The 18,803-nt window shown below is 40.3% G+C and carries 15 protein-coding genes and 1 tRNA gene; 6 read left to right on the top strand and 10 right to left on the bottom strand.

Going from position 1 to position 18,803, the window contains the following annotated elements; genetic code table 11:
* The first annotated feature begins 75 nt into the window (after positions 1 to 75).
* Positions 76 to 1,422 (top strand): TldD/PmbA family protein, encoded by a 1,347-nt coding sequence (locus I8748_RS26000; protein WP_198127411.1) that lies wholly within the window; start codon positions 76 to 78, stop codon positions 1,420 to 1,422.
* Positions 1,423 to 1,497: 75 nt separating this feature from the next.
* Here the strand turns inward: I8748_RS26000 and I8748_RS25995 are convergent, their stop codons facing one another.
* From I8748_RS25995 to I8748_RS25965, 7 genes are all read right to left on the bottom strand, one after another.
* The gene (locus tag I8748_RS25995; RefSeq protein WP_214662765.1) at positions 1,498 to 2,298 is read right to left on the bottom strand and encodes a hypothetical protein; all 801 of its coding nucleotides are present in this window, start codon (positions 2,296 to 2,298) and stop codon (positions 1,498 to 1,500) included.
* A 481-nt stretch (positions 2,299 to 2,779) separates the two neighbouring features.
* Positions 2,780 to 3,235, bottom strand: a complete 456-nt coding sequence (locus tag I8748_RS25990; protein ID WP_198127410.1) for an SRPBCC family protein — start codon at positions 3,233 to 3,235, stop codon at positions 2,780 to 2,782.
* A 19-nt stretch (positions 3,236 to 3,254) separates the two neighbouring features.
* Positions 3,255 to 3,443, bottom strand: coding sequence for a CPXCG motif-containing cysteine-rich protein (locus tag I8748_RS25985; protein WP_096552330.1), 189 nt, complete (start codon positions 3,441 to 3,443; stop codon positions 3,255 to 3,257).
* Positions 3,444 to 3,570: 127 nt separating this feature from the next.
* Positions 3,571 to 5,208 carry a B12-binding domain-containing radical SAM protein gene (locus I8748_RS25980; protein ID WP_198127409.1) on the bottom strand — a complete coding sequence of 546 codons (1,638 nt, stop codon included), beginning with the start codon at positions 5,206 to 5,208 and terminating at the stop codon, positions 3,571 to 3,573.
* A gap of 20 nt (positions 5,209 to 5,228) precedes the next feature.
* Positions 5,229 to 5,483 carry a SemiSWEET transporter gene (locus I8748_RS25975; protein WP_198127408.1) on the bottom strand — a complete coding sequence of 85 codons (255 nt, stop codon included), beginning with the start codon at positions 5,481 to 5,483 and terminating at the stop codon, positions 5,229 to 5,231.
* A gap of 353 nt (positions 5,484 to 5,836) precedes the next feature.
* Positions 5,837 to 6,490 (bottom strand): group I intron-associated PD-(D/E)XK endonuclease, encoded by a 654-nt coding sequence (locus I8748_RS25970; protein ID WP_198127407.1) that lies wholly within the window; start codon positions 6,488 to 6,490, stop codon positions 5,837 to 5,839.
* 60 nt (positions 6,491 to 6,550) lie between these two features.
* Positions 6,551 to 6,623: transfer RNA gene (locus tag I8748_RS25965), tRNA-Arg, on the bottom strand.
* A gap of 342 nt (positions 6,624 to 6,965) precedes the next feature.
* Here I8748_RS25965 and I8748_RS25960 point away from each other — a divergent pair.
* The 3 genes from I8748_RS25960 (at position 6,966) to I8748_RS25950 (ending at position 9,627) form a co-directional block, all read left to right on the top strand.
* A complete protein-coding gene (locus I8748_RS25960) occupies positions 6,966 to 7,625 on the top strand; it encodes an Npun_F0813 family protein (protein ID WP_198127406.1) in 660 nt (219 codons plus the stop codon).
* A 133-nt stretch (positions 7,626 to 7,758) separates the two neighbouring features.
* A complete protein-coding gene (locus tag I8748_RS25955) occupies positions 7,759 to 8,610 on the top strand; it encodes a hypothetical protein (RefSeq protein WP_198127444.1) in 852 nt (283 codons plus the stop codon).
* A 21-nt stretch (positions 8,611 to 8,631) separates the two neighbouring features.
* Positions 8,632 to 9,627: a transposase gene (locus I8748_RS25950; RefSeq protein ID WP_198127405.1), complete on the top strand. Its 996-nt coding sequence runs from the start codon at positions 8,632 to 8,634 to the stop codon at positions 9,625 to 9,627.
* A gap of 123 nt (positions 9,628 to 9,750) precedes the next feature.
* Here I8748_RS25950 and I8748_RS25945 read toward each other — a convergent pair whose 3' ends face one another.
* Positions 9,751 to 10,692 carry an ADP-ribosylglycohydrolase family protein gene (locus I8748_RS25945; protein WP_198127404.1) on the bottom strand — a complete coding sequence of 314 codons (942 nt, stop codon included), beginning with the start codon at positions 10,690 to 10,692 and terminating at the stop codon, positions 9,751 to 9,753.
* 356 nt (positions 10,693 to 11,048) lie between these two features.
* Here I8748_RS25945 and I8748_RS25940 point away from each other — a divergent pair, with 356 nt between their 5' ends.
* Both I8748_RS25940 and sir read left to right on the top strand, forming a co-directional pair.
* Complete coding sequence (locus I8748_RS25940; RefSeq protein WP_198127403.1) at positions 11,049 to 11,585, top strand: hypothetical protein; 537 nt, start codon at positions 11,049 to 11,051, stop codon at positions 11,583 to 11,585.
* A 453-nt stretch (positions 11,586 to 12,038) separates the two neighbouring features.
* Positions 12,039 to 14,009: a sulfite reductase, ferredoxin dependent gene (sir, locus tag I8748_RS25935; protein WP_198127402.1), complete on the top strand. Its 1,971-nt coding sequence runs from the start codon at positions 12,039 to 12,041 to the stop codon at positions 14,007 to 14,009.
* A gap of 361 nt (positions 14,010 to 14,370) precedes the next feature.
* Here sir and I8748_RS25930 read toward each other — a convergent pair whose 3' ends face one another.
* The gene (locus tag I8748_RS25930) at positions 14,371 to 17,073 is read right to left on the bottom strand and encodes an ABC transporter substrate-binding protein (RefSeq protein ID WP_198127401.1); all 2,703 of its coding nucleotides are present in this window, start codon (positions 17,071 to 17,073) and stop codon (positions 14,371 to 14,373) included.
* A 19-nt stretch (positions 17,074 to 17,092) separates the two neighbouring features.
* Entirely contained in the window at positions 17,093 to 18,667 is a 1,575-nt protein-coding gene (locus tag I8748_RS25925; protein ID WP_198127400.1) for an AAA-like domain-containing protein, read from the bottom strand.
* Positions 18,668 to 18,803: the final 136 nt, after the last annotated feature.

Raw genomic sequence — 18,803 nt, 5'->3', positions numbered from 1 at the left:
CCATCTCCCCATCTCCCCATCTCCCCATCTCCCCCGCTCCCTCGCTTACCCGCCCCTCTACATTGTGCGATAACTATGAAAATTAACGAATTATCAGCTTTAGAAGTCAGCTTTAATCAACTGATTGAAAATTTGCTCATCAAAAAAACAGCAAATGAACAATTCACTGTGAAACTAACCAGTGAACGCAGCCAATTTACTCGTTTTAATCATGCCAAGGTGCGACAAACTGGTTGTGTTGCTGATGGTTCGGTGGAACTCACTTTGATGTCAGAACAGCGCAGTAGTTTTCGCCAGTTTCCGTTTAGTGGAAATTGGGACTTAGACTGGCAATTGGCATACGCAGCTTTGCTAGAACTACGTGAAGAACTGACTTTATTACCCGTCGATCCTTATTTAGTTTTGCCAACAGAAAATAACACTAGTCGAGAAGTACATTCTGGAAAATTGTTGGCCGCGGAAGCAGTAGTACCAACAATATTAGAATTAGTTGCAGAATTAGATTTTACTGGCTTGTATGCTGGAGGAGTAGTAGTTAAAGGATATGGTGATTCCAACGAGCAAAAACATTGGTTTGCTGGGGATTCTTTTACTTTAGATTATTCTTTATTTACTAACTCAGGACAAGCTGTTAAAGGAACTTTTGCTGGTAATGATTGGGATGAACAGGCTTATATAACTCAAATTAACGAAGCGAGAAAACAATTAAAACTGCTGGAAAATTCCCCCAAAGAATTGCCAAGAGGACAGTACAAAACTTATTTTGCACCCGCTGCTGTTGCCGATTTATTAATGATGCTTTCTTGGGGAGGCGTGAGTGAAGCAGATATTCAACAAGGAAACAGTGCCTTAGCTTCTCTGGCACGCCAAGAAAAACAACTGTCTCCAAAGTTTAGTTTAAAAGAAAACTTTCAACTAGGGAAAGTACCGCGATTTAATGAATTCGGAGAAATGGCAGCACCGGAATTACTAATAATAGAAAAAGGTATTTTAGTCAATAGTTTGGTGAATTCTCGTACTGCTAAGGAATATCAAAAAATTTCCAATGGTGCTAATAGTTCAGAAACCTTACGTACGCCAGAGGTGAGTCCAGGAAATTTAGGATTTGCACAGATTCTTCCGAGTTTAGATACAGGCTTATATGTAGCGAATTTGCATTACTTGAATTGGAGCGATCGCCCAACTGGTAGAATTACAGGTATGACCCGTTACGCTTGCTTTTGGGTGGAAAATGGCGAAATAGTTGCCCCCATCGAAAACTTACGTTTTGATGAAAGTCTCTATCGTTTTTGGGGAGAAAACCTAGTAGACCTGACCAATTTTCAAGAATTTATCCCCGAAGTTGGAACATACGATGGTCGCCAACTAGGAGGTAGTCTGGTTCCTGGTATGTTAGTAAACGATTTCACTTATACTTTGTAATTTCATCTTTGTGTCTTTGTGCCTTGGTGGTTCAAAATTTCTCACCACTAAGACACAAAGACACCAAGATTAACGTTAGTTATCCACTTCTACTCTGATAGTGGGGCGTGGACAGCGCCAATTTGCTGCACCTGCACCGACATCAGTACAACCTTCGGCTTGCATGGCATCCCGTGAAATATCTTCGGGTTTATAAAATCGCCAACGCCCTTTGTCATCAGGCCCTGACTCTGCTCTGAGTCTACGTGTAGAACGCTCGTACCTGTCGTCGCGATCGCGGTCACGCCAATTATCATCACCCACTTCTACCCTGATAGTAGGGCGCGGACATCGCCAATTGGCTGCACCAGCGCCAACATCGACGCAACCTTGTGCTTGCATTGCATCGCGCGAAACATCTTCGGGTTTATAAAATCGCCAACGCCCTCTGTCATCAGGCCCTGACTCTGCTCTAAGTCTACGTGTAGAACGCCCGTACCTGTCGTCGCGATCGCGGTCAGGACGCCAGTTATCATTATCAATTTCTACCCTGATGGTAGAACGCGGACATCGCCAATTTGCTGCACCAGCACTAACATCAGTGCAACCTTGTGCTTGCATTGCATCCCGTGAGACATCTTCGGGTTTATAAAATCGCCAACGCCCTCTGTTATCGGGCCCCGACTCTGCTCTTAGTATTCGTGTACCATAGTTGTCTCGGTATCTATCTCTCCTATGGTTTCGATATTGGGCTATCAGCGAGGAAGTAGTAGTAGGTTTAATTTCTTGCGCGAATACAGAGGATTGATCTGTATTTATAGGAACTGTGGCTAAGACAGCAGAAGCGACAAAAATAGTTAATGGAAAAAATCGACTTATTTTAGTGAAATTAGACATAATATTCAGTTTCTCCTTGATTTAGCTGCATATTATTGATGATTTATGACAACACCTAGCAGTTATTGCTGCTGTGCTTCAGCCAAAGCTGGCAAACAAAGCATTTAGCATGTTCACTATCGTCATGTTTTTTTGAGGTATCACTCAATGAGATGACGACAAACTTTAGGCACAAGTATGCAACTTGTAAAAAATCATTACAATAATTGTTTTAATTACCTATAAATGAAATTTAGATTGTCAGAGTACTGTTGCTATTGCTGGAACTACAACACAAGTACTCTTTGTAGACTTATCAGAAATACGCTAGGAATTTACGCGTGAATTGTAGAGATTTTTGGGTGTTTATAGCGTGGTGCGATCGCTCTGAATTATCAAGGCATTTTCAGCTATATCAAATATTATAATTTAACTTTCAATTGTGAATTGTTGAGTTACCCAGATACCCGACTTTTTATAGAAATCGGGTATCTAATCTCTTTTACGAATTATTTAATTCGCACTCTCTTTTTGTAACATAGTGGCGATAGCGAAACATTGCTTCTAGCTGTGCTTGCACTAACCAACCACTGAGAAATTCTACTGTTTCTCCACCAGGTAGAGAAAAGGAAATAGCATCAGTCAACTTAGTTTTACCATCTTCCGGTTCAAATTGATGTCGATGTACCCAAAATTCAAAAGGCCCGGATATTTGTGTATCGGTAAACAAGCGATATTTTTCACATTCTGTGTGACGCGCTAACCAAGTTAACGGTAATGGCCCTAAAAATAGTCGAAATTCTGTAATAGCACCCACTTCTAATCCTCCCTCACGGCGAACTACTTGAACTGGTTGCCAAGGCGGATTTAACAGTTGTAAAATGTCTGGTCTTTCGTGAAATTTCCAAACTACTTCTAGTGGCGCATTAATAATTGAGGAATGTGTAAAGTGCAGCATGGAAAGAAAAACCTAAAATTTAGCCTTCGTATTCAGTATCAATTTCGATATCTAAGGTGTCTTCATCAACTCGGACATATAAAATATTTGGGTTACAGCAAACTTGACAATCTTCTACATAAGATTGTTGTGAACCAGCACTCAAATCAATAAAGGTTAAGTTAGGTTCACCGCAATAGGCGCAGTAATACTCAGCTGTTGTTTGCATAGGTAGGGAGTAGGGAGTTAGTTGTCAGTTGTCAGTTGTCAGTTGTCAGTTGTCAGTTGTCAGTTGTTATTTTCTTTATCTCCCTCATCTCCCTCATCTCCCCATGTGCTTAATAGTCCCCAGTCCCCTATATTGGCTGTAGTTCTGGGGATTTCTGAAAATGACTGGTAGCATCAGTTAAATGCTTTAGTAGTGTAGACTGTGCTAGAGGCCCTTGCAAGTGACTCCAAGGTAAAATTTGCTCTGTTGACCAATTGGCGTGGACATAAAAATCTAAGTCGGGGAGTTGTCCTTTGAGTTGCTTAAAAGCACGTTTATAGCTACCCAAGGAGTCGCCAAAGTCGCGGGTAAGTTCAAGCAGATGGGAGAGTCGGCGATCGCCTCTCGATAACAAAGCTTGTATGATTGACCAATTATAGCTTTCTGGGCGAAAATCTATCCCCAGTGGTTTGAGTTGTTTTTGTAATAATTGCAACCGCTTTTCTGCTTGTTTATTCACTCCAAACCACTGAAAAGGTGTATGTGCCTTGGGGACAAAGGTGCTACAACCTAATGTTAAGCGTAATCCCGGTGCAGCTTTTTTAACATCACGCATCATTGCCACAGTTTGCTCTAAATCTTCTGGTTCTTCACCGGGAATTCCGACCATTCCGTAGAGTTTCAACCCTGATAAGCCACCAGCTTTGGCATTTGCTGCTGCTTGAATGATTTCATCATTATGCAATTTTTTGTTGATGATTTGGCGCAATTTTTCTGAACCACTTTCTACGGCAATGGTAAGCGATCGCGTGTCTCTTTGCGCCAATGTTTTGGCTAACTGTACTGTAACTGTATTGGTTCGCACTGAGGCAATACTCAGGCGCACATCATCATATTTTGACTGACTAATATAATCTAATAACGCTTCAAATTCTGGATGTTGAGTTACTGAAGCTCCCAATAATCCTAGCCGATTTGTAACTTTTAAACCTTTTTCAATGGCTGGAATTAATGAACTTTCTAAACTCGCTGTTCTAAAAGGCAATGTTAGATAACTCGCCAAACAAAAGCGGCACATTTCTGGACAGCTTCTTACCACTTCTACCATGTAAATTTTTTCCCAAGCTGCCTTTTCTGTCACTACAGTTGATGCTGATAAAATATTTCCGCGATAAGTCTGCTTTTGCACGACAGTGGGAATTTCTGGTGAAATTGGTTTAATTGACTTGACTGCACCATCTATTGCTTGATATTCCACTTCATACAAACTCGGAACATAAATTCCTGGTATTTGTGCTAGTGCTTTTAGTTGAGTTTGTCTTGAAGCATTTCTCACATCTTTGTAGGCTTCAATGAAATTCCCCAGCAGATTTTCACCATCTCCCAGCAAAATTACATCAAAGAAATCTGCAAATGGTTCGGGGTTAGCAGTGAGAACAGGGCCTCCACCAAAAATTATCGGATGAGAATCATCGCGGTTAGTTGCACGAATGGGAATTTCTAAAGATTCCAGCAAGTTTAAAATATTCACATAATCCAATTCCCAAGAAATAGAAAATCCTACAATTTCCGGCTTTCTGGGTAATTGTTCGTGAATATCGGTAAATAGGCGACTCACCTCCACATCATCACGCATTGCCAAAGTTGCCCAAACCAGCTGATAGCCTAGGCTAGTGATACCGACACTGTACTCATTGGGAAAAGCAAAAATGAGTGGTATGGCGTCGTTGTTGGGGGTGGTAGGGGTGAATAGGAGGCGTTCAGAGGCAAATACAGATGATGTCACAGGTTTTATTACAGACAAGTTTATCTATATTTAATTTTAAGCCATAGAATTATCATGTTAAAAAATAAGCACACTCCATTAGAAAGAATAATCGGCAAAGCTTGGAGATAAATTCCATAGATGAACCACAAAAAAAGACCACTCATAAAAGTAATCAGCATCACGAAAGAAACGTCTTTTGCTGATTTCGATTGCCAGGTTTTATACATCTGTGGTAAGAAGGCGATTGTTGTTAATGTTCCGGCAACTAAGCCTAGAACTGTTAAAAAATCCATTTATATAAACCTATAAAATCTAGCTATTTTTGAGAATATTTGCAAATGTTGACTACTATAATACTATATTGTGTTATCAATTTAACATTATCTGTAACATTTACCTGCGTAACTAAACTTTAGCTGTACACTCTATTGTTATTTATTGGCTCTATTTTCCGCATTGTCCTGAACTTGTCCTAAATGTTGGGTTAGGACTTGCTAGGGTGCTTTCAGGCTGGGTTTCTAGCCGTCAGGCTACACCCTTGGTAAGGGTGAGGTGACGAGTTCAATCCTCGTCACGGGCTTTTTATATCATTGAAACCTTATGAAAATTTCTAATTTTGCTAAAAATTGTTACTAGTATTCAACTGTTATTCTAGTTTTTGGTAGGCTTTTTTCACCCAATATCCTCTAGGTGGTTTGTCTATCCCATAAGCTTTACACCACTTTTCTACAGCTTTGTCAGATACGCCAAAATCTCTCCCAATTTGTGCTGTCGGTTTTTCCCAAACTAGTTTTTCCAATTCTTCTTTTGATGGTCTTTCTACTTTTCTAGTATTAATTCTAGATTCTGGGTCAACCTTCCTCGTTGTTAAATCAACGCCAAACTCCTTATAAGTTCTCTTAGCCGCTTCTTCTGTTAACTCTCTAAAATCTTCCCACCAGTAAAATGGTGTAGCTGAATTAGGTATTTGAGTTGTTATGTAGCAACCACTAAAATTAATCGATGGATAAACAACTTGATCTATATCAGGTAGATAAACAGCATAAAAATCAAAATCTTTTACTTTGTACTTCTTTTGATGAATACCATTCTTATCTACCCAAATAGTTCTATTAACAACTCTGTTATCTCCTGCATATTTAGCTTGTATTTTATAAAATTTATCATCTTTGTAGGCAACAAAATCAAATGGCAAATGCTCACAAACAACTGGTGTGAGAATCAAGTATCCTTTTAGCGTTAAATCAGCGATCGCTTTTGTTGCAGCAATATCACCTTTGTTTTTGGTATGATGCAGCACAACTCATGCCCACTCTGAATAAGAGTATAGCAGCGCTTGAAGGTTCGTATTAACTTAAAACGAGCGCGGCAGGACTCGAACCTGCGGCCGATTGCTTAGAAGGCAATTGCTCTATCCACTGAGCTACGCGCCCAAGCTGAAACCATGGCTCCTAAGAGAGTCATTTATGAAATTATATCGTTTTCCTTGCCAAGAAGCAATGGAAAAATTGCCGTTTTTTCACAAGCAAGGCTATGATTCTAGTCGCTAGTTAGTCAATTAACACTAAAAACGAGCAGATGGGCTACTGATTAGTTATATTCTGTGCTTACAGAATGCTTATTTGCGTGTTGTGGCTTACTATAGGGTAGCTGAAGAGCGATCGCTAGGCTTACCCTGATGACACGTTAAGTAATCGCACTCTTGGCGATACTGCTAAATCAGATTATAGATCGCATATCCACAAAGCCCCTGTGAGGAGTTAGTTGCTAGTGCCATGTTTATTCTCAAACGGCAGGATGTTGAGATATCGAGTATTCAGCACCCAAAACGGGATCAGCAAGTGCCGATCCTCCATTATCAGGGGCAGACCTTTCGCTTGATTAGCATCTTCAAAGCTGGTAAAGAAGAAGAAGCTAGATCATTATGGCGAGAGTTGACCGATAACCGAGGTAAAGCCTGTGTCTTACTGGAGGAACCAGAACGCTTTAGCGTTTGGGGTAAAGTCCGCCTAGAACAGCTAGATAGTGACTCAAGTAGCCATAGCAGGAAAGAAATTTTAATTCAAGCAACTCTTTTGCTGCTGCAAGCGCTTTACATGGACATTGAAGAGTTCTTAGGCACTAGGCAAGCGTCATTGTTTCAAAAAGAAATTGCAGAAGCATTACGACAACAGCAATTTCCTGAAGGTTCAACCCCTGAAGCAGTCAAGTACTTGGTCAGTATAGATCCCCTAGATGCCGATAAACTTCCTGCTTGGCAAGAAAATCACCTGATTAGCCTCTTGCAAGAACTGTACAAACTAGGGAAAACATATTTTGGCAATACCAACTTTGCTCATGAAGTCAGTGATAGGTTAAAAGATATGCCCGAAACAGAGCGATCGCTGTTTATGACTTGGCTAAATCAATCTTCACTGAGTAAACTGTGGCAATAGCATGGAAATTGTAGAAAAAATGCGGCTATCGCTAGTTGCGCTTAGCATTAATTTGTGCATAGCAGATAGACCGCTGACTACAAATTCCTACACATCAAAAACCAGGCAAAGTGCATTTACCAAGTCAATTCCTATGAGTAGCTCGTACAACAATTCCTACCGTTCCAAATCCCTGTTCACCAATCAGAATATCGTATTGCTCAGCATTGGCTGGGCCGTGCTAGCCTTGTTATACTATTTGTTGTTTGGTGCCAAAGTTCCAGGAGCAGATGGTGTAGAAAGCCGTGCCGAGTGGTATGTGATTGGTACAAATATTTTTGAAGCATTAGCTTATCTGGGTGCCGGTATTCTATGCTTGAGAAATTGGCGTAGCCCACAAATTGTTAGTAGCCGGAATATTTGGCTCGCAATTGGTGTAGGTATGCTGTCTTATTTCCTGGGAGGGATATTTTTCGGCTATACAGAAATCATCTTAAAACAAGAACCGGACATATCTATCGGCGATGTATTTTTTGTACTAACTTATTTATCCGTTGGCGCAGGCATGATTTTAGCTGTGACTTCCAGACGAATCAATCTAGAAAAATGGCAATGGCTAATTGTCTTGGCAATTGGGCTATTTGGTAGTTTGTTGGCATGGTGGATTTCCATGCAACAAGGAACATCAAAAGAAATGCTAGTCGTGATTGTAAATTGGTTTTACGTAATTAGCGATGTAGTTCTGTTGATCCTTGCTACCACAATGCTACTAGCCTTTTGGGGAGGACGAGTTGCCCAGTCTTGGCGAATGATTGCAGCGGCCGCGTTTTCGCTCTACATTGCAGATATGTGGTTTAAATATGCCCAAGGGCCCAATTATCAAAGTGGAGACATACTAGAAGTGTTTTGGGTATTTAGTGGAGTTTTATTTGGCATCGGCGCTGTTCTAGAACATGACGCATCATTGAGCCGAACTCGGCGGGAGCGTGGACGAAAACGAGTATAAAAAAGTTTTTTGGTATCTACCGTGAGAAAACTAACAGATTCTGACAAGCAAGAAATTCTTAAGTTATATCGAGAGACTGCCGAAACAACCTCAACTTTGGCAGAGCGCTATGACGTGAGTAACTCCACAATTAGCCGTCTGCTCAAAAGCACCCTACCAGAAGATGAGTACGAGTACCTCGTTTCCTTAAAACGTGCTGCTAGGACTCCTGAAGGCAGGGCACAGGTTAACTACGAGCAGTTACCTTTGCTGAGTCAGCCAAAGCCTGAGAAAGAACTTGCAAGCATTGAACCCCCCCGCTTGAAGTTACCAGAGGTTGAGCCACAGCAGGCAATAGTAGAGGAAGAAACCCAGCCAGAAAAGGTTGAAGAGGAAACCCCTGCGAATAGACGGGTGCGGCGGCGTTCGTCAGCAACGGAAAAACCAAAGCTGCGAACAGCCAAGCGATTAGAAATTGCACAAGAAACGCCTAAGGAAATAGTTAGCATCCCCAGCCCCATGTTGGAGGATGAACGTCCCCAAGCAACCGTCATTGCCCAAATGCTAGTAGGTGAAGACTTACTAGACGAGTCCGAAGATTTAGATGATTTAGAAGAGGACGATTTAGACGATTTAGACGAAGACTATGACGAGGAAGAAGAGGAGGACTATTTCGACGAGCCAAGACCTTTAGTTACAAGACGAAGACTAGGTGAAATACCAGTTCAAGTCTTGCCATTATCGGCGGCCCCTTTGCCTAAGACTTGCTATTTGGTCATTGACCGCGCCTCAGAATTAATTACCCGACCACTCAAGGATTTTGGGGACTTGGGGCAAATTCCTAGCTTGGAAACCCAGCAAAGAACTTTGCCAGTTTTTGATAACCATCGGGTAGCAAAGCGTTTTTCTACCAAGCGCGATCGCGTAATTAAAGTTCCCGATAGTAAAATTCTCCATAAGGCTCGGACTCATCTCCAAGCTAAGGGCATCACCAGGCTGTTGATTGATGGTCAGGTTTATTCCCTGTCTACAGTTTAAGAGTTGGGAGTTAGGAGTTGAGAGTTTCATCACTTTTAATACCAATTTGAACAATGATTGCGACAGATGAAATAGCCTTTCGCAATCTAAAATCCAGAATCCAAATTGGTATAACTCCTAACTTCAACTGTAAACAGCTGCCGCAAACCGTCTTGCTAAGTTAATAATGTCTTGTTTGCGGGCAATTTGATTCATCCATTGTTGGGGAATACCTTCTGTGCCGTAGTAAATTCCGGCTAACCCACCAGTAACAGCGGCGGTTGTGTCTGTATGTCCGCCTAAATTTACAGCTTTCAGTACCGCTTCAGCGTAAGACGAGCTATTTAATAAACACCACAAGGATGCCTCTAGGGTATCAATTACATAGCCCTCAGAATTAATTGCTTCCACTGGCAACTGGGCAATTTCACCGCTGAAGACTCTGGCAAAATGCGGTGTTTCTGAAACGAATTTTGGCACAGAATAAATTGCCTGGATCTTGTTTAACCCTTGCAAATAAGCTGCTTGGGGATTAGATTCTTCCAGCAGAGCAACAGCGATACTAGTATAAATACCACAGGCCATCTGCGATCGCGGATGAGCATGAGTAATGGCAGATACGTCATGCACCCGCGAAATTAATTCGCTAAAAGTTAAGGTTTTATGACAGTAAGCCATGGGCAAAATTCTCATCAAAGAACCGTTGCCATTGCTCATTTCACTCGTTCCCCCTGCTTGTAGAGGTGAAACTCCCTGGTTGAGGCGCATCATTACTGCGTAAGTATTCTCACCGATACCAAATATTTCGCCACGGGGAGTCCAGTAAGCCGCCTTGTACCAGCGCCAGAACGACTTAGCTATGGCATCTAGTGAATAACCTCTACAAAGACTTTCTGCTAGGCAAAATGTCAAGGAACTATCATCTGACCAAGTTCCCGGCGGTTGATTCCATGTGCCATAACCCAACATCTTTGTCACCGGAGATTTAACTCGTTCAGCGCGGCTAGTAAACTCCACTGGCACACCTAACGCATCACCGACACATAAACCCATCAAACCAGACAACGTTTTTGCAGCGGTTAGCATTTATTCAATCTCCATGAAAATTGCTAAAACTTAACTTTATATATTTCCTCTAAAGCTTGTTGCCATAACTGCTACAACCGATTGTTTAAACCTATATGAGCAGTCAGGAAAAGATAAGTAAATTAAGTATGTAATTGCCTGATGCTAATTAAATTTTAGTTATTAGGTTGTGCCAATAAAAAAAGTGGCCACTATATAAAGATACTAAAGATTAGGTATTCAAAAAGATTTTCCTAGCCCCCAGTCATCAGTCCCTAATCACCAGCCCCTTTTACTTTTGAAAATTATCTGGAACATTTTTACATAGTCTTCGACTTGGAAAGTAACAGCAAAAGCTACAAAATTTTGTCAAGATTATGAAGAAATTACTCAAGTCTTTTGTGACAATCTCTGCATTGTCCTCATTAGTTATTGCGCCTTTTATTTTTAGTGCTGGTCAAGCTAGCGCAGAAACAAAAAAGGGTACTGATGCTAGTTATATTGGTGCTGGTGTTGCAGCTGGTGTTACCAATGGTGGACTAAACAACGATGCAGCTAACTTTGGTGGTAATCTTACAGGTCGCGTAAAATTAGGAAATACACCATTTTCAGCACGTGGTAACGTGATTTGGAATGATAAGACGAGTGCTGTTATTCCAGAAGTTTCTCTAGACGTACCAATTGCTAATAGAACTAACGCCTTTGTAACTGGTGGTTATTCTTTTCTCGATAAAGATGGTTCACCAAGTCCCATTGGCAACAGAGATGCTGTAGTGGTTGGTGCTGGTGTTGAGTCAGAAGTTGCTAAAAACTTTCTCATTTACACCAATGCTAAAGTAGGACTTCGTGCCTATCAAAATAGCCCTGCTTCGGCTGTCACCATCAATGGCGGCCTTGGTTATCGCTTTAAATAGTTTAAGTGGTTTAACTTTTGAGGTTGCATATCGAATTGTGTTAACCGATGACAGATGACTGATAACTGTCATCTGTCATCGGTCATTAACCTTCTCGTGACAGAGAGGCTAAGCGAACATGAGTAATTATGCAATTGAGATGGGCTTTACCTACTGTTCCCAGTCATCAGTCATCAGTCATCAACTGGGATAATTTATTTTTTCGAGTTCTCATAAAAGCCATAAGTCCTAAGTTATTCTATACTGTTTATTCAGGACTCAGCACTTAGGACTTAGCACTCATTACTACAAAAAGCTGGTTTTGTTAAGTGTTACATCACTGACAAAGCCTGCTTTTTGCCATGTTAAAATTAAAATATTCCTCATATCTCCGACCGGATTACCGGGAAACAACCAGCCGAAAGGGTGCTTCGGCGTCTACCGATGCTTTATTGAGAATACTATACAACTCTAATGGTTAAATCTGCTCCTCCTCCAATCGCCAACCGTAAGCCTTCTAAAGTAGAAGGACTCAAGGAAAATAGTAATTTTTTGCGTGAACCTGTAGCAACACAAATCCTTGAGGATACTACTCACTTTAGCGAAGATGCGGTGCAGATTCTCAAGTTTCATGGCTCCTACCAACAAGATAACCGCGACAATCGTGTTAAGGGACAGGAGAAAGATTATCAGTTCATGCTGCGGACAAAAAATCCGGGTGGCTTCGTACCGCCGCAGTTATACCTAGCTTTGGATAAGCTGGCTGATGAATATGGTAATCACACTTTGCGTGCAACCACGCGTCAAGGGTTTCAATTGCACGGAATTTTAAAAAAGAATCTCAAAACAGCAATTGCCACCATTGTTAAAAATCTAGGTTCCACATTGGGTGCTTGTGGTGATATCAACCGCAACGTCATGGCCCCACCGGTTCCTTTTAAGAATCGCCCAGATTATGAGTATGCCTGGGAGTATGCCCAGAACATCGCTGACTTGCTGTCACCGCAAACAGGCGCTTACTACGAAATTTGGCTAGACGGTGAAAAGGCTATTAGTGCTGAAGAAAGCCCAGAGGTGAAAGCCGCAAGACAGCGCAATGGCAATGGCACAATCATTCATGACACCGAAGAACCAATTTATGGCACTCACTATATGCCCCGCAAGTTCAAAGTTTGCGTGACGGTGCCAGGGGATAATTCGGTTGATTTGTATTCCCAAGACCTTAGCTTGGTGATAATTACCAACGAGTCAGGTCAGTTAGAAGGATTTAACGTTTTCGCCGGTGGCGGTTTAGGCAGAACACACGGTAAAGAAGAAACCTTTGCTAGATTAGCTGATGCCATTTGCTATGTGGCAAAGGATGATGTTTACGACTTAGTGAAAGCCATTGTTGCCACTCAAAGAGATTACGGCGATCGCACTGACCGCCGTCATGCCAGATTAAAATATTTAATCAACGATTGGGGTGTCGATAAGTTCCGCGCCAAAGTTGAAGAATATTTTGGCAAACCAGTTGCACCTTTCCAAGAACTCCCAGAATTTAAATATCAAGACTTCTTGGGTTGGCACGAACAAGGCGATGGCAAACTGTTCTTAGGCATTTCCATTGACAATGGTCGCGTCAAGGATGAAGGTTCGTTTCAACTGAAAACAGCCTTGCGGGAAATTGTTGAGCAATTCAATTTACCAATTCGCTTGACACCTCACCAAAACCTGATTTTCTGTGACATCGAACCAAACAACAAACAAGCCATTCAAGAAATTCTCAACCAGCGTGGCGTTGTCTCTGACCCAGGTCAAATCGAACCTTTGGTAAGGTACGCCATGGCTTGTCCTGCTTTGCCTACTTGTGGCTTGGCAATTACTGAATCAGAACGGGCAATACCTGGTATTTTAGAAAGAATTCGCAGTTTATTGGATAAACTGGGTTTACAAGATGAACATTTTGTGGTAAGGATGACAGGTTGCCCTAACGGCTGCGCTCGTCCTTACATGGCGGAATTGGGGTTTGTGGGTAGCGCTCCAGACACTTATCAATTGTGGTTAGGGGGTTCGCCAGACCAGACAAGACTAGCACAACCTTACACTGAGCGCCTGCATCATAATGACATAGAAAGCTTTCTAGAGCCGATTTTTGTCTACTTTCAGAAATCAAAGCAATCAGGCGAAAGTTTTGGCGATTTTTGCGATCGCGTTGGGTTTGATGCCATCCGTGAATTTGCTGGGAACTACGTACCGGAAGCTACGCCAGAAATTACCGAAGATACTCAAGCTCAGGTAACGGCTTTGGTAGCTAAAATAATTACTGCTCCTAGTAGAGGACGGCATCGCATCAGCATTCACGATGATGTTTACAACAAGTTGAAGGAAACTGCTGGTAGCCAAAATAAACCCATGAGTGAATTGGTGAATGAAGCACTCAGAATTTACTTGAAAATGGACTAATAGTAATTTTGGATTTTGGATTAAAGCCTTTTCCACAATGCTATTCCAATACTTTCAAGTAATATTATGTCCGCTTGATTACTTATTAAACTCTGAGAACCCCACCCCACCAAAGCTAAGCTTTGTTTCCCCTCCCCGTGAACGGGGAGGGGTTTAATGACTTTGGCAATTATAACTAATTAACCGGACATGATATTAACGTGAGTTCGACAGATTTAAAAGACCCCTCTCCAAACCTCTCTCCTTTTAGGGGAGAGGCTTAAAAACCTTAATTTTTCGTTCTTTATCTAAAATTTCAAAGCCCCTCTCCGCGTCGGAGAGGGGTTGGGGAGAGGTTCATCGAACTCACGTGATATTAGTATTAATCAACTTTTTCAAAATGAAATCTCTTCCCTTCGCTATCACTGCACTTATCACCACTATCACGAACGACTTTAACGAGGACTCCCGTTTTATTACGCGGCTCACCATCTTGAAAAGCAAGTGCATCTCCTGAAGTTTTATTAGCTGGCAGTGTAATTGACTTCAGCTTTTGCAGTACACTTTGTCGAGAAGGATTTTTTGACTGTGAAATAGCTTCAATAAAAGCCATAGTTGCATCGTAACTAGCAGCAGTGCGCCAACTAATTCCCTGTCCCCATTGGTTACAGGCTCTCTCGGCAAATTTTTTTGAATAAGATTCTTCAGGAAACCAAGGAATAGCCAGAACTAAGCCTTCAAGATCCTTGTCACCCTGTTTTAAAGTATCTACACCATACAAAGCATCGCCTCCCAACAACTGGAGATTTCTTCCTAAATATTTTGGAATTTTTTGTTGTTCACGAGCGCGAGCCATGTTAATTACAGTAGAAATTAGCTCTATATTTGGAAAAAAAACAGCCGCATTGGCTTCATCTTGAACTACACTGAGATACACTTCATAAGATGCATCTAACTTTGGATCTGCTAAATTTTTAGTTCTGACAATTTTTCCACCTTGATTTTCAAATTTTTTTGTAAATGCTTGCCTTAAACTTTCACTATATATATCTTTATCATTATAAAAAATAACCACTTGCTTAATGCCATTTTTTAAAGCATAACTAGCTAATTTCTCACCAGCTTTTGCATCAGAAGGAACTGTTCTAAAAAATACTTTATTTTTTAATTTAGTACTGGTGCTAGTAGCAGATATCATTGCTAAACCAGCACTTTCATACTTCACAAGTGCAGCTTGACTAACTGAACTGCCATTGTGTCCGATTACTCCTAAAACTTTTGCATCTCTAGTCAATTCCTGTGCAACTGTTTGAGCTTGGCTTTGCTCGTTATTATCATCGGTAATTATAATATTCAATAATTCCCCTTTGAATCCACCTTTTTTATTAAACTCGTCCTGCGCTTGTGCGACTCCTTTCAAGATGTCTGTAGCCTGTTCTCTTCTAGGATTTATAGATACAGCAACTGCCAAAGTTAAATAATTACCACTTTTATGTGCTTTGGCATTGTTGTAATAAATCAGTGCTTCTGGATCGTTTTTATTAACATTTTTTGCTCTTTGAAATTGTTCAACTGCTTTTGAATAATCACCTTTTTGAAAAGCCTCAACACCGTAGCGTTGATATAAATTTCCATTTCCTAGAAAAAAAGTACGTTCTCCTTGGCTAAATAGTTCTGGCTTTAATACGTATGGAAAGAAGAATGATTGAATTTTTCTAGTTGATAACGAGCCACCTGTAATCGCAAATCCCATTAATAGAATGGTATAAATTAATAAAATTACACGTTGATTACGCTTTGTTATTTGAAGTTCTAATTCTTGGCTTTTATTGAAAAATTGATAATCTTCGATTGTTAATATTTTGTCGTGACTCCATTCTCTTGCTGTTTTTAATTTTCGACCTCGCAATAACCAATACTTATTTTTATTTAATTTCCATCCTAGTAATTCTTCTTCATAAGGTTTTTTATCTGCTAAAATTTCAGTCAACCAGTTATTATCAAATACTAATTTATAAATCAGGTTATAAATTTTCAGCTTACGATTATTTTCTACTACTATTCCTGACAAGATTAATTCACTTTGCTCTGGACTATCATCAGTGGGTAATTCTTGCTGTTGTCTGATTTTCTGATATAGTTTGAGCAAATTAACCGTTGGTTGTTGACTATTGATAATCCTGTCACGAATTGTCCTGAAATGTTGTGGATTATCTTGCTCTTCCCAATTTTCAATTATCTGGGATTTAACAATCTCATCTACCCACTTACTTAGAGCTTGCTTATAACTAGGAATAACATCTTGAGACTCAGCAATAAGTTGACATATTTTTTGAGTCAAAAAAGGTTGACCCCCAGTCCATTTTAGTACCTCTTGCAAAATATCTTCGGCAATTTTAGAGTCACCTACTTTACTCTCTAATCCTTTCGCAAGAGGTCTAATTTCTGCCAAAGTAAAACTCTTTAATTTAATTGCCTTACCAATATTAAAAGGTGTGCGTTGATTATCTTGGATTAATTGCGATGGTGTAGCTACCCCTAATAATGCAAAAGTAACTCGTTTATAATTTGGGTTATTTGCACGTCTATTATAGCAAGAGCGGATGAAAGCAAAAAAATCATCCGTAGGAAAATCTAAACTGAGAACAGTATCGATTTCATCAATGAAAATTACAATGTTTTGATAAGTTTCTGATAGTAATAGGGTTTTAAAAAAATCATCCAATCGTTTCAGAGGAGCTAAGGATTTACTCTCTAATAACCAAGATTCTAATCGATCATTTGGTAATTCCAATTGTTCTGCTAAATCTTTAATAAAAGTATAGTACCACTGCTCTTGAGTGACTCCTTTAGTGCCCAGTCCATCTAGGCTAATCAAAGCACATTTAAATTCTTGATTTTCCAATCTTTTACTTACTCTTACTTGTAAGCTAGACTTACCCATCTGCCGAGAATCAAACACATAACAAAAATTTCCAGATCTTAATTGCTCATAAATATCTTTGTCAGCATCTCGCTCTACATAGCTAGGGTCATCTGCTGTTAAAGTTCCTCCTACTTGATAGTATTGATTTAGTTGTATCATGGTGAGTTTTCTCTATAATTTAAAGATAAAAACGCAAGAACTGACGATAGAGATTGCAGCGTGGTTTAGCCAAATTTCTTTCTAACTTGACTAGTCCTAAGCGTTGTAATGTCATCGCAATATTTGGAGATAATTTAATTGGTGTATCTGCTGTAATAACCTGACGAAATGCTGTGTTCAATTCTGGATTATTTTCCAAAATTGTTAAATATTCAAGTAGATGACCTTTAAACGGCCCCTCTAGTGTAGGAGCAACTTCTAGAAATTCTTTCAAGGTAATTTCATTAAGTCTCAAATAATCACAAGTAATTCGCAGTAGCAAAGGGTGTCCACCTAATAAATCCACTAGTTGATCAACTTCATTTGTTGCTAAATTTAGTCCATGCAAATTTAGTAAACGTTGTACCTGCTCAAGAGTAAATTCTGGTAATTCAATTACTAAACCTACATTAGCAAGTGGTGAACTATTAATATCAAGAAAGGCATAAACTTCAGTAGAATGGACAATGATTAAGTGCAGTTTTTTCCAAATAATGCTAGTTGTGTCATCGCGCCTTGCCCGGTCATGCCAATTTCGTAGCATTTTACAAAAATCATTGGCAATTTCAGGTTTTTCAAAAACTAAATCAACATCATTTAAAGCTAGTACCAAAGGAGTATTTATATTTGCTAACAAGTATTTTTGAAAGTACATCGTACTGTTAAATATAGAAGTCGCTTGATTGTCCCAAGTCTCAATTAATTGATTGGGTAGCCCTAATTCATTAGCAACAGCAATACAGAAAGAACGAAAGAATTTCTCGACATCTTGAAAAATTGTTCCATCTGTTAAGACGTTAAAACTTAAAGTAACTGTTTTATAGCCATTTCCTCTGGCATAAGCTACTATCCTGTTCATCAGCCATGTTTTCCCCATGTTCTTAGGGGCTTTGATGCGAATCAGAGAACCAGGCTGTTTAATCTCTTCGTAACAACGCCCTTCAATTGCAGGGCGTTGTAAATAAAAAGCCGCAGGCGATTGATCTATTCTTTTACGGAGAACAGGGGTTGATTCTTCTGGAATACCTTGCAGTTGAATTTCTACGCACCCAAACTCGTAAGCTTCTTCTATGGAACGATTTGCACCCAGCGCCCTGTAAAATCCCACAGCAAAAGCGATCGCCGCTTGATCGCCGATCGCTGTTTTCATGCCGATGACAAAAGGTATATGCTGAACAATAGCTTCGGCTTGAATATTGGAATAACAAGCATTCAGCACTACACAATGAACATAAGCTGTTACTAATCTAAACACCGCAGCTAAAACTTCCGGCTTGACTGGCTGTGTTGTACCAAACTCATTTTCAAAGCAAAGTTCACCAGTATTCTGGCCATGTCCTGAAAAATGAACAATATGCGGTTCAAAATCGAGTATTGCTTGGCTAATGTCCCTAGTACGGGCGGATAATTGTAACTTGAGGACAAATCTGTCTTGCACCCTAAATCTTCGCAGCTGTTCTTCGATATCTCGCAACTCTTGTTGTAAACGCAGCCTAGCGGTATCGTTAGGCTCAGCCGTGAAAAACAGAATTCTGATTTGGCTATTCTCGTGCATCCAGAATCATTCCTCAAGTTCTACTCATTACCTGCGTTGTTTCTGTCTTCTAGTCTTTATTCAGGATACTGACGAGAAATTACGGGAATTTTCTTCAATTCTAATGTTTTTATCGCACATTTAATAGTCTTTCCCC

This window comes from Amazonocrinis nigriterrae CENA67, assembly GCF_016056305.1.
In the GTDB taxonomy this organism is placed as follows: Bacteria; Cyanobacteriota; Cyanobacteriia; order Cyanobacteriales; family Nostocaceae; genus Amazonocrinis; species Amazonocrinis nigriterrae.
This window is presented reverse-complemented; position numbering and strand designations above follow the sequence as displayed.

Bases quoted from the DNA above. Each gene is read 5' to 3' on its own strand.
- I8748_RS25940 (WP_198127403.1), top strand. From the start codon at position 11,049: ATGAAGAAATTACTCAAGTCTTTTGTGACAATCTCTGCATTGTCCTCA.
- I8748_RS25955 (WP_198127444.1), top strand. From the start codon at position 7,759: ATGAGTAGCTCGTACAACAATTCCTACCGTTCCAAATCCCTGTTCACC.
- I8748_RS25975 (WP_198127408.1), bottom strand. From the start codon at position 5,483: ATGGATTTTTTAACAGTTCTAGGCTTAGTTGCCGGAACATTAACAACA.
- I8748_RS25990 (WP_198127410.1), bottom strand. From the start codon at position 3,235: ATGCTGCACTTTACACATTCCTCAATTATTAATGCGCCACTAGAAGTA.
- sir (WP_198127402.1), top strand. From the start codon at position 12,039: ATGGTTAAATCTGCTCCTCCTCCAATCGCCAACCGTAAGCCTTCTAAA.
- I8748_RS25930 (WP_198127401.1), bottom strand. From the start codon at position 17,073: ATGATACAACTAAATCAATACTATCAAGTAGGAGGAACTTTAACAGCA.
- I8748_RS26000 (WP_198127411.1), top strand. From the start codon at position 76: ATGAAAATTAACGAATTATCAGCTTTAGAAGTCAGCTTTAATCAACTG.
- I8748_RS25925 (WP_198127400.1), bottom strand. From the start codon at position 18,667: ATGCACGAGAATAGCCAAATCAGAATTCTGTTTTTCACGGCTGAGCCT.
- I8748_RS25995 (WP_214662765.1), bottom strand. From the start codon at position 2,298: ATGTCTAATTTCACTAAAATAAGTCGATTTTTTCCATTAACTATTTTT.
- I8748_RS25960 (WP_198127406.1), top strand. From the start codon at position 6,966: ATGTTTATTCTCAAACGGCAGGATGTTGAGATATCGAGTATTCAGCAC.
- I8748_RS25985 (WP_096552330.1), bottom strand. From the start codon at position 3,443: ATGCAAACAACAGCTGAGTATTACTGCGCCTATTGCGGTGAACCTAAC.
- I8748_RS25945 (WP_198127404.1), bottom strand. From the start codon at position 10,692: ATGCTAACCGCTGCAAAAACGTTGTCTGGTTTGATGGGTTTATGTGTC.